The sequence below is a fragment of the Methylorubrum populi genome, assembly GCF_002355515.1.
Taxonomy (GTDB): domain Bacteria; phylum Pseudomonadota; class Alphaproteobacteria; order Rhizobiales; family Beijerinckiaceae; genus Methylobacterium; species Methylobacterium populi_A.
In genome coordinates this window covers 1,888,689-1,902,284 of the sequence record NZ_AP014809.1, presented here as the reverse complement: position 1 = coordinate 1,902,284, position 13,596 = coordinate 1,888,689, and the positions used below count along the sequence as shown (strand labels likewise).

Below are 13,596 nucleotides of genomic sequence, written 5' to 3'. Positions count from 1 at the left end.
CAAGGTTTTGGAGTTTCGAGCGTGGCAATGGCGGATGATACGGCACGGCCGCGGCTTGGCCGCGGTCTCGCGGCGCTGATCGGCGACTTTTCCGACGACGCGCCCGAGGAGGCGGCCCGCACCGCCGGCCATCCGCAGCGCAAGGTCGCGGTCGAGTTCCTGCGCCCGAATCCCCGCAACCCGCGCCGCCGCTTCTCGGAGCCGGAACTCGACGAGTTGGCCGCTTCGATCCGCCAGCGCGGCGTGATCCAGCCGATCGTCGTGCGGGCGCTCTCCGGCGTGCCCGGAACGTTCGAGATCGTGGCCGGTGAGCGGCGCTGGCGCGCGGCCCAGCGGGCGGGCCTCAACGAGGTGCCGGTGGTAGTCGTCGAGATCGACGATCGCACCTCGCTCGAATACGCGATCCTCGAGAACGTCCAGCGTGCCGACCTGAACGCCATCGAGGAGGCGGCGGGCTACGAGCGGCTGATGGGCGAGTTCAAGTACACCCAGGCCGAACTGGCCGACCTGCTCGGCAAGAGCCGCAGCCACCTCGCCAACACGCTGCGCCTGCTGCAGCTTTCGCCGGCGATCCAGGATCGGGTGATCGCCAGCGAGATCACTGCCGGCCATGCCCGGGCGCTGCTCTCCGTGCGCGACCCGGAGGCCGTGGCCCGTCGTATCGTGGCCGAAGGGCTGTCGGTGCGCGAGGTCGAGGCCCTGGCCGCGGCGGAGGCGCCGCAGGACGACGCGCCCCGTCCGGGCCGTCCGCGCCGTTCCGCCGAGGGGGACGCCGCCCTGCGCTCCCTGGAGGACCTGCTCGGCCGGGCCCTGGGCTACCGCGTGGCGGTGAAGTCCAAGGCGAGCGGGGAGGGCGAGATCCGCATCCGCTACGCCAGCGCCGAGGAGCGCGACGCGCTCTGCCGCAAGCTCGGCGGCGACGCATGAGGGCCTGAACCGGCGCTGTCACGAGGCCATTGGTGGCTTTCTCATCAGCTCACGCGCTCCACCGGCCAGACCGGCTCCCGTGACGCGTGCCTCGTGATCCCCGGGGAAATCGCCTGCGACAGCGTCACGAGCGCGATCGCATCGCCCCGCGATGAAAGGGCAAGGGGCGAAGCGGTTCGTCAGCCGCGCCGCCGCGCCGCCTCGACGGCGATGCGCAGAAACACGCCCTGCGCCTGCGCATGGGCCAGGTCCGGCTCGGAGCGGCGGCAGGCGAGAACCGCGTCCTGGAGCCAGGACACCGCCTGTTGCAGGGCCGGTGCCGACCAGCGGGCGAGCTGAGTCTCGGCCGAGGCCTTGCGCCGGAAATGAAGGCCGCGCCAGTTGGCGACGAGCTGGCTCGCGCTGCCCCGCGGATTGTCGAGGCGCAGGGACAGCAGGGTGAGGGCGTGCCGCAGGCCGGCACCGAGCATCGCCGACGGGTCCATGCCCTCGTGGCGGAAGCGGCGATACTCGCGCTCGGCGGCGCTCGCGCGTCCGGCGAAGGCCGCATCGATCAGCGCGTTGAGAACGCTCGCGCCGACATCGCTGACGATCGCCTCCACATCGTCGACGCCGACGCTGCCCCGTCCGCGGGCGTAGAGCGCGAGCTTGGCGATTTCCGACAGACTGGCGCGGCGGTCGCTGCCGAGGCTGCCCGCCAGAAGGTCGCGAGCATCGCGGTCGATGCGCAGGCCATCCTCCTGCAGCGTGCGCTCGATGAGGTCGGCAAGCGTGCGCTCGTCGTCGGGGAAGCAGGGCAGGGCAAGCGCTCTGGGCGAACCCTCGCAGAGGGTGCGCAGGGGCGCGGAGCGGGCGAGGTCTCCCGCCTCCACCACGATCCGGGCGCCCTCACCCGGAGCCTTCAGCACCGCATCGACCGCCGGCGCGTAGTTGCGGCTGCCGGAACGCACCCAGATCGTGCGGCTGCCGCCGAACAGGCCGACGGTGCCGGCCTCGTCCACGAGCCGTCCCGGATCGGAGGCGAGAGTGTCGCCATCGATCTTGATCAGCGCGAAGGGATCGTCGGGATCCGCCACCATGCCACGAACCAGCCGCGCCGCGCGGTCGGCGACGAGGCCGGTATCGGGCCCGTAGACCAGGGTCACCGCGATGCGCGGATCGGGGCCGCGCCGGACCAGCCCCTCGACGTCGCCGGCCTTGACCGCCGTCATGCCGCGGCCGTCAGGGGTTCGGCTTGACGGCGAGGACGGAGGCGATCCGGGTCTTGATCTGGTCGGCCAGCAGCTTGGCGAGACGGATCTCGGCGTCACGCGCGGCGCGCAGCGAGGCGAAGCGTTGGATCGAACGATCGTAGGTCGCGGTGCCCGTGGCGACGCCCTCGGTGAGGATGCGGCGCCCGTCCAGGCTCTCCAGCGAAAACTTCACGGTGCCGACGATGGTGCCGGCTTCCGCCCGCGCCGTGGTCGAGGAGACGATCGGCGTCTGCACCTGCTCGCTGCCCTGCATCTTCAGCCGGTAGCGCTTCGGCACGGCGGGCTGGCCGGAACCGTCGAGATCGAAGATCAGCTCGCTGCGTAGGTAGTGCCCGAGGCGCTCCTGATCCTGCGCCATGTTGACGTCGTCGACCTGAATCGCGGCGAGCAGCCCCTGCATCGACTCACCCGAGGCGGTCGGTCCGTAGAGTGGGCGGAAGCAGGCGCCGAGATTCAGCGCGAGGCCGGCGGCGAGCGCGAGCCGCGCGATTCGAACCCCCAGCCTGTTCGTCGCCACACCCATCACCCGCCCCAAGGCTGTTCCCCGCCGCGTCACGCCGCTCCGCCCGAGACCTGGATCTCCGAAAACGGGACGGCACACGGCTCCGCTTGTACGGCAGGCACCGCGCCCGGTCACCCTGCCAGACCCATGCTTTACGAAGGCTGTGCGGCGAGACGATGATCGGTCGATCGAATCGGGACATCACAGGAGCCTGAGACGCCGTCGTCGCTTGTGGAACCGGGCGACAATTCCCACCTTAATCCGATCTCGAAACCTGATCCGAACCAGCGCCTTGACGGCGATCGGACGAGCGTCGTAGAACAGAACAAATGGCGAACAAACGAGCCCTGTCCTGGTCGGTCGCGCTCCGCGATCTGAAGGACGATCGATCCCGGAGAGCGGATGTGCGCGAGGAGCGTCTCCGAACCATGGCGGGCCTGCGGGGTGCCGCTCCTGCCTTGAGCGCGTGGCGCGGGCGTTCCGGCCGCCGCTACGTCGTCGGCGTCCACGAACTGGCCGAGCCCGACTTCGCCGAGGTCGACGAGGCGGTGGTGATCGCCGTCCGGCGCGACGATGCCGGCATCGCCCAGGCCGTCTCGATCGCCGCGTCCGGCAAGGGACCGCGCGAGCGCCTGCACCGAAACTGGCTCGCCCGCGCCCGCCAGCAGGGAGCGACGGAGATGCATGTCCACCGCCTCGCCGAGGGGGAGGACGAGCGCCGCGCCGTCGTGGCCGATCTCGCCGTCGATGGGGAACAGGCGAGCGCCTGACGTCCCTACGGGCTGCCTCGCCGGCTCACCTTCAGGTCGCGTCTTCAAGTCTCGCCTGCTCTCAGGCCCGTGATGGCCGGGCCAGGGCAGGCTCTTGCCTTGCGCCGCCCCTCTCTCCAAACACGGGGCGTCCGGCCGGTCCTGCCGGACCGCGCAGGAACGAGGCCGATGGCGCAGACACCCGAACCGATCCCTGGCGGACCGCTGCCGCGGCGGCGCAGGCGGATCGGCCTGTTTCTCCCCTACATCCTGCTCGCCACCGTCGCCGTCGCCTGGGCCACCGCGTGGTTCTTCATCCGCGGCAAGGCCGAGAGCGAGATGGATGCCTGGCTCGCCCGCGAAGCCCAGGCGGGGCGTCAGTGGACCTGCGCCGACCGCTCGATCACCGGCTTTCCCTTCCGCCTCGAACTGCGCTGCGCCTCCCTGCGCTTCGCCCGCTCCGACGGCAGCTTCACCCTCGGGCCGACCACCGCTGTGGTGCAGGTCTACGATCCGCGCCACGTCGTGCTCGAGGTCGACGGCCCCTTCCATGTCGAGCAGGGCGACCTGACCGGCAACGTGACCTGGAAGTCCCTGGAAGCGAGCTTCCACGCCGCCTCGAACGGCTTCAGCCGCGCCTCCCTCGTCGTCGACGCTCCGCAGGGCACGGTCCAATCGCCCGATCCGGGCCCGGTGGATTTCGCCGCCGAGCACCTCGAACTCCACGCCCGGCCGACGCCCGGCCGCTTCGAGAGTGACGGCGCCGTCGATGTCAGCCTGCGCCTCGCCAAGGCCGCCGTTCCGCGCCTCGACGCGCTCGCCGGCAGCAGCGACCCCGCCGATATCGATCTCGACACGACCATCGAGCGGGCGACGGTGCTTCGCACCGGCACGGTGGCGCGGGAACTGGAGAAGTGGCGGCAGGCCGACGGCCGCCTCGACGTGACGCGGCTGTCGATTGCCAAGGGTGAGCGCCGCCTCCAGGCCAAGGGCGAGGTCGGCCTCGACGAGGCGCACCGCCCCGAAGGACGCTTCGACATCCGCGCGATCGGGCTCGAGGCTCTGGTCGGGCAGGTGATGGGTCAGCGTTTCGGCTCGGACAAGGGCGCGCTGATCGGCAACCTCGTCGGCCAGTTCCTCGGCGGCCTGCGCAAGCGCGAGGATGTCTCCGGCGAGGCGCAGGCGGCGAGCGGAGCCAACGGCCTCAAGCCCCTGCCGACCCTTCGCCTCGGCGACGGGCGCCTGATGCTCGGCCCGCTCGCCGTGCCGAACGTGGTGCTGCCGGCCTTGTACTGAGGCTCGGCACCGCGGTTCGGATCCACGCCGCGGGGCCAGCCCGGAAGCGCTGACGCTTGGGCGTCGTCATCAACCTTCCGCCGATGACAACGCAGGCGTGCGCGCCATCTCTGCGCACGAACGGCAGACCTCCCCACCTCATGACGCACCGGCCGGGAGGATGCACCCGCGATCGGTATCGTCCGAGGAGCCCGCCATGTCGTCGAAGTCCGCAGCGTTCTCGGCTTCGGATTCGAGGCGCGTCGGGACGCGGGGGCAGCGATGCGGGCGCTCCGAGAGCCCGCAAGAGCCGGACCGGGCGCCCGCAGTTCCATCCGGCGGCATGCCCCAAGAGATGCCCGGCAACGGTGCTCCGGGCCGTCGCCCCGGGCCAGGCCGCGAGAGGCCGGCGCGTGCCTCCCTCGCCATCCTTCTCGTCGGCCTCGCGCTCGCGGCGCCGAACACCATCCGGGCCGAGGAGAAGCCGAGTCCGGCGCCGCCCCCATCCGCGCCTTTATCGGTATCGTCATCCGAGAAGGCCTCGCCCGAGATGCAGGGTGAGGCCTGCGACCGCGCCGTCGCTCTCCCGAAGGAGATCGAGGCCGTAACCCCCGACCGGTCGATCCTCGACGGCGTGACCGAGGGACGGACCGCGGCCCTGGAAGCCGCTGCAACCCTCTGCGCCGCCGCGGCGGCCGCGGAGCCGGCGGCGGCAGGCTCCTCCTACCGGCTCGGCCTCGTCCTCAAGGCGCTCGAGCGCAAGGACGCGGCGATTGCGGCCCTCACACAGGCGAAGGAACACGGCTATCCCGGCGGCTACGACGCGATCGCGGAAGGGCGCTTCGCCGGCTCCTACGGGGACGCGCTGTCGAGCGATCCCGCCGCCGGTCTTGCCGTGCTGAGCGAGGGCGTCGCACGGACCGGTCATCCCGAACTCAAGCGCTATCTGGCACGGAACCTCGCGAGCGCCGAGCCGCCGCAGCGCGACCGCGCCCGGGCGCTCGCCCTTCTGGAGGAGGCCGCCCGTGCCGGCCACGCGCCCGCCAAGGCGGATCTGGCGCGGATGCTCGCCGAGGCGGCCGACGGGAAGCCCGCGGACGAGGCGCGCATCCGCTCCCTCTTGGAGGAGGCCATCGCGAACGGAAGCCGCCACGCCGCCTTCGTCTACGGACAGTTGCACGACAGGGGGACCGGGCTGGCGCGGGATCTCGCTGCGGCACGGCGCTTCTACCTCCTGGCCGCGGAGCGGGACTCGACCGTGGCCATGCTGGAACTCGCCGGGATGATGCGGGACGGCGAGGGCGGCGGCGTGGACATCGCGGGCCAGCGGCGCTGGCTCGTGCGGGCGAGCGGCCTCGGCAAAGCCACGGCGACCTTCGCGCTCGCCAATTCCTACATCGACAAGGCACCACAGAACGTGACGCTCGGCCTCGTGCTGCTCGAACGGATGGCCGAGGGCGGCTCGGTCGAGGCCGCGCACGGGCTCGGCGTCCGCTATCAGGACGCCGGAGGCGTGGTGCGCGACTACGCCCTGGCGATGAAGTGGTTCCGACGGGCGGCGGAGGCCGGTGACGGCCGGGCGATGAACCAGATCGGCACGATCTACGATTACGGCCAGGGCGTGCCGGTCGACCACGCGGAGGCGCGGCGCTGGTACGACCGGGCAGCCGCGAAGGGGGTGGCCGCCGCCTACACCGCCATCGGGATGCAGTACGACCACGCCCGCGGCGTGCCGCGCGATCTCGCCGAGGCCCTGGCCTGGTATCGCAAGGGCGCCGAGCGCGGCTCGGCCGCCTCCATGAACAATATCGGCTACGCCTACATGGCGGGTCGCGGAGTGAAGCGGGACGACCGGGAAGCCGTCCGCTGGCTCGAACAGGCGGTCGCGAAGAACGACCGGACCGCCAAGCTCAACCTTGCCAACCTCCATTTCGGAGGCCGCGGCGTGCCGAAGGATCCGATCCGCGGTCTCACCCTGCTGCAGGTTGCGGCCGAGCAGGGGCTGCCGCAGGCGCTCAACGACCTCGCCTTGATGGAGATGGAGCGGCCGCAGGCCAACGGGGCGCGGGCCGTGCGGATGCTGCGACAGGCCGCCGTCGACGGTGCGGCGGTCGCCTACCACAATCTCGGCATGGCCCTGATCGAGGGCTGGGACGGCGCGCCGGACTACGCGGAAGCGAACTACTGGTTCCGTCAGTCGATCGACAACCGCTCGGACATCGACGCCAAGGCGTATTCGGAATCGCAGTTCCAGCTTGGCCTCAATCTCGTCGCCGGTCGCGGCATCGATCGCGACGTCGAGGACGGCATGCGGCTGATCCGGGCCTCGGCCGCAGCCCGCAATCCCCGTGCGATGACCTTCCTCCGGACCGCCGGCAAGGCACGGGCGACGAAATCCAGGGTCGGAGACGGCCCGTCGGGGCGAACGCTCGCGACAGCCAAGGGCAAGAAGCCGGCCACCGCGCGGAAGAGACAGCGCCCCGAAAGGTGACCAATCGGCTTTCGAAAAAAGACGATGCAACAACAGGAAGCGGGAGCATCGTCGCGAACGTCACCGAAGCGGTCCGGCCGCGCGGCACCGCCGGGGCGATGGAGGGCGGGATCGCGTGCGCCGAACCCCGACGCGCCGTCCTACCAGGGGCGCGGCGCCCCGAAGAGCTTGCGCTGGACGAAGCGCCCGGCGGCCTCGACGCGCGGCCGATGCAGGTGGCGCAGCCGCCAGAGACGATGCTCCTGCGGTGCGACGGGCCGCGCCAGCTCCGGCACGGCGGCGGCCCGCGCCCGCAGCCGCAGGGCCTCGGCCGGCGCGACGCCTTCCAGGTGGGCCAGGAGGTGGCGCATCTCGTCGAGGGTCGGCCCGATCCAGCTCTGCGTCCGGAAGCACGGCTCGGATTCCACGTCCTGACCCTTTGCAGGAGTGGCCGGGGCGGGGCGGAGATAGTGGTTGAGCCGGATCTCGCCCTGCCGCACGCCGAGCACGGCGTCGGGCCGGGTCGGATCCGGCTCGGCGGGGCTGAAATCGCTCATCAGCCGCTCGCCCTGCACCGGGGCCGCCAGATTCCCGTCGGCGATCGCCGCGACGGCGCCCTGCCGGTAGATCGCCGTGACGACGCGGCTCTCCGCCCGCTCCGGGTTCGCGAGGGCGCGGGGGAAACGGCGCAGCACGAGCCCGGCCCGCGTCCCCTCCGGCGCCGAGGTGTCGAAGCTGCGCCGGTTGACCATCACCGCGCCGGCATGTGCCGGGATGCGGGCGATCCAGTCCTGGATCGAGCGACCGGGCGCCGGCACCAGGAATTCGTCGAGCCCGAGGAAGGCGGCGAAGCGGAACAGCCGCGCCCGCGAGGCGAGGAAATGGTTATAGGCGGCGAAGCGCGGCGCGAGGTCGATACGCGTCGGGCAGGGCAGGGTAGTGACGCCGATCGTCTCGTGCGCCCTCAGGAGCGCGGCGGCCTCGCTGTCGAGGCCGTTGTCGTAGATCACGAAGTGGCGCACGCCGACCGCCCGGTGGAAGGCGAGCCACTCGAACAGATCGGGCGCGGCGCCCTCGACGACGGCAACGATGGCGAATGTCCGCATCTCGGGCGCTCTCTCCTTCAGCTCGGCTTGCAGCTCTGCGGGTCCGCCGGCGCCGCCGCGTTGCGGGCGCGGCCGAAATCCGGTTCGGCCGTTTCCTGGCCCATGGCGACGATGCCGCGGCGGATCGCGCGGGTGCGGGTGAACAGGTCGTGCAGGGCCTCGCCGTCGCCCCAGCGGATCGCCCGCGACAGGGCCGACAGATCCTCGTTGAAGCGCCCGAGCATCTCCAGCACCGCGTCGCGGTTGGTCAGGAAGATGTCGCGCCACATGGTCGGGTCGGAGGCGGCGATGCGGGTGAAGTCGCGAAAGCCGCCGGCGGAGAACTTGATGACCTCCGACTGCGTGACCTCCTCAAGGTCGGCAGCCGTGCCGACGATGTTGTAGGCGATCAGGTGCGGCACGTGGCTGGTGATGGCGAGCACGAGATCGTGGTGCTCGGGCGTCATGGTCTCGACGATGGCCCCCAGCCCCTGCCACAGGGCCTGCACCCGCTCGACCGCCGCCGGGTCGGTCCCGTCCGGCGGCGTCAGGATGCACCAGCGGTTCGAGAACAGGGTGGCGAAGCCCGAATCCGGACCCGAATACTCGGTGCCGGCCACCGGATGCGCCGGCACGAACGGATTCGCTGCGGACAGATGCGGGGCGACGGCCGTCACCACGGCGGCCTTCACCGAGCCCACGTCGGAAACGACGGCGCCAGGCTTCAGGTGCGGCGCGATCCGCGCCGCCACGTCGCCGATCGCGCCCACCGGCACGCAGAGGACGACGAGGTCGGCCCCGGCAACGGCCGACACCTCGGTGCTCGCCGTCTCGGCCAGGCCCAGAGCCCTGACCCGCTCGATCACGCCCGCGTCGCGGTCGATCGCCACGATCTCGCGGGCGAGGCCGTAGGTGCGGGCGCCGCGGGCGATCGAGGAGCCGATCAGGCCCAGGCCGACGATGGCGAGGCGATCCACGCCCTGCGTCACGACCGCGGCACCCCGAGGAAGTCGGTCAGCGCATCCACGAAGGCACGGTTGGCCTCCGCGCTGCCGACGGTCACCCGCAAGGCGTTGGGCAGGCCGTAGGACGACACTCGGCGCACGATCACGCCGGCGCGCGTCAGATGCGCATCGGCCTCCGCCGCCGTGCGGCCGGGCTCGTCCGAGAAGTGGACGAGCAGGAAGTTGCCGACGCTCGGCGTCACGGCGAGGCCCAGCGCCTCGACCGCGCGGGTAAGCCAGGCGAGCCATTCGTCGTTATGGGCGACCGCCGCCGCGACATGGCCCTCGTCGGCGATCGCCGCCGCCCCCGCCGCGATGGCGCCGGCCGAGACGTTGAACGGCCCGCGGATGCGGTTGACCGCATCGACCACGGCCTCGGATCCCACCATCCAGCCGATGCGCTGCGCCGCCAGCCCGTGGATCTTCGAGAAGGTGCGCGTCATGACGACGTTGGGTGCGTCGAGCGCCAGTTCGAGTCCAGCGGTGTAGTCGTTGGCGCGCACGTACTCGGCATAGGCCCCGTCGAGCACGAGCAGCACGTTGCCGGGCAGGCCGGCATGCAGGCGGCGGACCTCCTCGAACGGCAGGTAGGTGCCGGTCGGGTTGTTGGGGTTGGCGAGGTAGACGATCCGGGTGCGCGGCGTGACGGCGGCGAGAATCGCGTCGACATCCGCCGTGAGGTTCGTCTCCGGAGCCACCACCGGCGTGCCGCCCGCCGTCAGGATCGCGATGCGGTAGACGAGGAAGCCGTGCTCGCAGAAGATGCCCTCATCCCCTGGGCCGACGAAGGCCAGCGCCAGCAGGGTCAGCAGCTCGTCCGAGCCCGCGCCGCAGACGATGCGGGCGGGGTCGAGCCCGTAGCGGGCGCCGATCGCCGCGCGCAGACGGGTCGCGCTGCCGTCGGGGTAGAGGGCGAGCGTCGCGGCCTCCGCGCGCACGGCCTCGATCGCCCGCGGGCTCGGGCCGAGCGGCGTCTCGTTCGACGAGAGCTTGTGGATCTTCGCCACGCCCGGCGCGGCGCTCTTGCCGGGCACGTAGGCCTCGATGTCGAGGACGCCGGGACGCGGCTGGGGGCGCAGGGAGGATCGGGGCGCGGGGTCGGTTGCGGACATGGGGCCAGGGCCAGCGGAAGGGTCGGATGCGGGTCTCGCCCGTCCCTCTACAGCATTTCGCGCGAACGGGGAGCCGCCGACTTCGCGGTGGGCCGATCCGGCGCTGTCAGGCCGGCGACGGGGCGGGCCGAGGTGCCCGGCCGGATGATCCGGACCTCCTCCCGCGCGGCGCCCCGCCCATCGCGACCTGTCCTGCCGCGATCGAGGACCGCTAAGGCTGTGCCGGCTTGCCCGCGGGCGCGGCGGGCGTGTCGTCGGAGCCCGGCGGCAGCAGGACGTTCTTCACCACGTTCCCCTCGGGCCCGTACTCGCCGGCCACCGCGAGGCAGGCCTGCTCGCGGTTGAGGTTCATCTGGTTGGACATCAGCGTGAAGATGCCCATCACCCGGTTGCCGAAGGGCCCGCGCGGGCTGACATCCTCGGGCCGTGTGTTCTGCTTGGCGAGCAGCGCCTCGAACTCCGCGGTGTTGAGCCGGTAGCCGCAGACATTGACCGCCGAGAAGATGTAGGCGGCGAATTCCAGCGCCCGCGGGCTCGGCGCGTTGCGGATCGGCCGCGGCGGCGCGGCTTCCTTTGCGGGCTCCTGCGGAGCGGCCTGTGCGGGCGGAGAGGCGGTTTCCTGCGCGGATGCAGGACAGGCGAGGCCGCCGATCAGCAGGGCGGCGATGAGAGAGCGGGCGATCATGGCGCGTGGACGTTCCTCGAGACGCGGATTCTCACGATCCGCTTAGAGAGCCCCGAAATAGCCCGGCCGCCCGCCGCCTCCAAGGTGGCGCAGGGCCCGCGGACGGGCCCTGCGGCAGTTCACCACTTGTAGCTGATGCTGCCCAGCACCCGGCGGGCCTCGCCGTAGAAGCACTCGTTGGCCGAGATGCACGAGGAGACGAAGCGGCGGTCGCCGATATTGGTGGCGTTGATCGCCGCGCGCCAGTTGTCCCAGGTGTAGTGGATCTGCGCGTCGAACAGCACGTAGTCCGGCACGGTCAGGGTGTTGGCGACATCCGCGAAGGAGCGCCCCACGTAGCGGACGCCGCCGCCGAAGCCGAAGCCGCGCCAGTCGCCGGTGGGGATGGTGTAGTCGGCGAAGACCGAGGCCAGCACCTCCGGGATGCGGGTCGGCGTGCGGCCGACCTGATCGGCGTTGCCCTTGATGGTTTGCAGATCGTAGGCGGTGAAGGCGCCGACGAGGTTCAGCCCCTCGGCGAGGTTGGCCACGGCCTGCACCTCGACACCGCGGGAGCGGACCTCGCCGAGCGGCGCGCTGAAGAACGTGCCCGGAATCGGCTGCAGCACGTTCTGGCGCACGAGATCGAAGGCCGCCGCCGTCAGGAAGAAGCCGTACCCGACGGGCTCGAACTTGACGCCGACCTCGACCTGCTCGCCGTATTCGGGCGCGTAGCTCCGGCCGTTGGCGTCCGAGCCGATCTGCGGCTGGAACGAGGTCGAGTAGCTGACATAGGGCGCGAGCCCTTCGGGGAAGTTGTAGATCAGGGCGGCACGGCCGCTGAAGGCCTCGTCGCTGCGGCTGCTGCTGTTGGCCGGGCTGAGACGGTCGCGCACGACGTTGTCGGCGAAGTCCTGGCGCCCGCCGAGGACGAGGGTCAGGCGGTCGGTGAGCTTGATCTGGTCCTGCACATAGATGCCGAGCTGCTGGAAGGTGTCGGCGTTGACGAGGTAGGGGGCCGGGCGGCCGCGGATCTGGCCGTAGATCGGGTTGAGAAGGCTGAGCCCCGGCACGGTGTAGCCGGCCGCGAAGTTGGTGCCCTGGTTGTCGTGCAGGTCGTAGCGCTTGTAGTCGAGGCCGATCAGCAGATCGTGGGCGAAGAAGCCGTCGAAGAAGCGCGCCTCGGCCTGGTTGTCGACCTGGAAGATCCCGACCTTCGAGCTGGTCAGGAACTGGTAGCGGTTGAGGGTCGTCTCGGTCGCGGCGTCGACGTAGCCGGTCTGGTTCAGGTACGAATTCTGGAACGCGTCGCTGAACGAGTAGCGGAGGTTCTGGCGGAAGGTCCAGGTCTCGTCGAAGGCGTGCTCGAACTCGTAGCCCGCGAAGGCCTGCTCGCGCTGGAAGGTGTTGATCGCCGGATCGCCGACATTCAGCGAGCGCGGGATGCGCAGCCCGCTGAGATTGCGCCGCACGGTGCCGGAATAGGGCAGGAAGTTCGCGGTGACGGCGGTCGAGTCGCGCTGGTAGCTGGTCAGGATGGTGAGCGAGGTGCCGGCATCGGGGCGATAGGTCAGGGCGGGCGCGATGTAGGCGCGGTCGTCGGGGGCCCCGTCGACCTGCGTGCCGCCCTGCCGGCCGAAGCCGGTGAGGCGATAGAACCAGTGGCCCGAATCGTCGACCGGGCCGCCGATATCGAAGGCGCCGTAGACCTGCCCGAACGATCCGCCGCCGACCTCGACATAGCCGAAGGGCTGGGTCGTCGGCCGCTTGGTGATCTGGTTGATGATGCCGCCGGGATTGCCGGCGCCGAACAGCACCGCGGCCGGTCCGCGCAGCACCTCGATCCGCTCCAGGCCGAAGGTCTCGACCTTGAAGGTGCCGAAGCCGTAGTTCAGCACCTGAAGGCCGTCGCGGTAGATGCCGTAATCGCTGGCGATGAAGCCGCGCAGGGTGAAGTAATCCACGCGGGTATCGGCGCCGAACGTGCCCGAATAGACGCCGGCCGTGTACTGCGTCGCCTGCGTCAGCGTCTGCGCCTTCTGCGCGTCGATCTGCTCGCGACCGACGACAGTGATCGACTGCGGCGTCTCGATCAGCGGCGTATTGGTCTTGGTCGCGGTGGCCGAACGGGTGGCGACGTAGCCCCGGACGGGGCCGCGCGGATCCTCGGGCGCGGCACGGCCGTCCGGACCGCGCTGGGCGGCTTGGCCCACGCCGATGGCGCCGGCGCCACGGCCGCTGCCTTCGACCGACAGTTCTTCGAGCCGCGCCGTTGCCTGCTGCGCGGCGGCGCCCGCCGTGAGGGCGACGAGCGAGGCGCCGGCCAGTGCCAGGGTCCGCAAGGCGCGGATGCCGACGAACGTGTGAACCGACCCCATCACCTTGGTCCTTCCGTCCGGCGCAGCCGGCAGCCTCCGCAGCACACACGCGGAACCCGGCAGGTCGGTTGTTTGGAATTATGCTAAACTGTTGTTCTTGCTTGCTTTTCGCAAGCCAAGCCGTACGAGGCCGTGATCGGGGGCGCAAGTCGGTCGCGCGCAAATGAGCGTCCTGTC

At 71.2% G+C, this 13,596-nt stretch carries 11 protein-coding genes; 4 read left to right on the top strand and 7 right to left on the bottom strand.

The genetic code is table 11. From position 1 onward, the window contains the following. Nucleotides 1-27 precede the first annotated feature (27 nt). Nucleotides 28-927: a ParB/RepB/Spo0J family partition protein gene (locus MPPM_RS08730; protein WP_096484714.1), complete on the top strand. Its 900-nt coding sequence runs from the start codon at nucleotides 28-30 to the stop codon at nucleotides 925-927. Nucleotides 928-1,106: 179 nt separating this feature from the next. Here the strand turns inward: MPPM_RS08730 and holA are convergent, their stop codons facing one another. Together holA and lptE are read right to left on the bottom strand one after the other, a co-directional pair. Further along, complete coding sequence (holA, locus tag MPPM_RS08725) at nucleotides 1,107-2,138, bottom strand: DNA polymerase III subunit delta (RefSeq protein ID WP_096484713.1); 1,032 nt, start codon at nucleotides 2,136-2,138, stop codon at nucleotides 1,107-1,109. A gap of 10 nt (nucleotides 2,139-2,148) precedes the next feature. Beyond that, nucleotides 2,149-2,703 (bottom strand): LPS assembly lipoprotein LptE, encoded by a 555-nt coding sequence (gene lptE, locus MPPM_RS08720; RefSeq protein ID WP_096484712.1) that lies wholly within the window; start codon nucleotides 2,701-2,703, stop codon nucleotides 2,149-2,151. A gap of 308 nt (nucleotides 2,704-3,011) precedes the next feature. Here lptE and MPPM_RS08715 point away from each other — a divergent pair, with 308 nt between their 5' ends. The 3 genes from MPPM_RS08715 (at nucleotide 3,012) to MPPM_RS08705 (ending at nucleotide 7,197) form a co-directional block, all read left to right on the top strand. Beyond that, entirely contained in the window at nucleotides 3,012-3,452 is a 441-nt protein-coding gene (locus MPPM_RS08715; RefSeq protein ID WP_244573522.1) for a hypothetical protein, read from the top strand. Nucleotides 3,453-3,620: 168 nt separating this feature from the next. Beyond that, nucleotides 3,621-4,727 (top strand): DUF2125 domain-containing protein, encoded by a 1,107-nt coding sequence (locus tag MPPM_RS08710; protein WP_096484711.1) that lies wholly within the window; start codon nucleotides 3,621-3,623, stop codon nucleotides 4,725-4,727. A 529-nt stretch (nucleotides 4,728-5,256) separates the two neighbouring features. Further along, the gene (locus tag MPPM_RS08705) at nucleotides 5,257-7,197 is read left to right on the top strand and encodes a tetratricopeptide repeat protein (protein WP_162296261.1); all 1,941 of its coding nucleotides are present in this window, start codon (nucleotides 5,257-5,259) and stop codon (nucleotides 7,195-7,197) included. A gap of 140 nt (nucleotides 7,198-7,337) precedes the next feature. Here the strand turns inward: MPPM_RS08705 and MPPM_RS08700 are convergent, their stop codons facing one another. From MPPM_RS08700 to MPPM_RS08680, 5 genes are all read right to left on the bottom strand, one after another. Then, entirely contained in the window at nucleotides 7,338-8,282 is a 945-nt protein-coding gene (locus tag MPPM_RS08700) for a glycosyltransferase family 2 protein (protein ID WP_096484709.1), read from the bottom strand. Between the two features lie 17 nt (nucleotides 8,283-8,299). After that, on the bottom strand, nucleotides 8,300-9,250 hold the full coding sequence (locus MPPM_RS08695; RefSeq protein ID WP_096484708.1) for a prephenate/arogenate dehydrogenase family protein: 951 nt from the start codon (nucleotides 9,248-9,250) through the stop codon (nucleotides 8,300-8,302). After that, nucleotides 9,247-10,377 (bottom strand): histidinol-phosphate transaminase, encoded by a 1,131-nt coding sequence (hisC, locus tag MPPM_RS08690; RefSeq protein ID WP_096484707.1) that lies wholly within the window; start codon nucleotides 10,375-10,377, stop codon nucleotides 9,247-9,249. Before hisC ends, MPPM_RS08695 begins: the two co-directional genes overlap by 4 nt. Before the next feature lie 211 nt (nucleotides 10,378-10,588). Beyond that, nucleotides 10,589-11,062 (bottom strand): hypothetical protein, encoded by a 474-nt coding sequence (locus tag MPPM_RS08685; protein WP_096484706.1) that lies wholly within the window; start codon nucleotides 11,060-11,062, stop codon nucleotides 10,589-10,591. 119 nt (nucleotides 11,063-11,181) lie between these two features. Further along, nucleotides 11,182-13,419: a TonB-dependent siderophore receptor gene (locus tag MPPM_RS08680; RefSeq protein WP_096484705.1), complete on the bottom strand. Its 2,238-nt coding sequence runs from the start codon at nucleotides 13,417-13,419 to the stop codon at nucleotides 11,182-11,184. Nucleotides 13,420-13,596 lie beyond the last annotated feature (177 nt).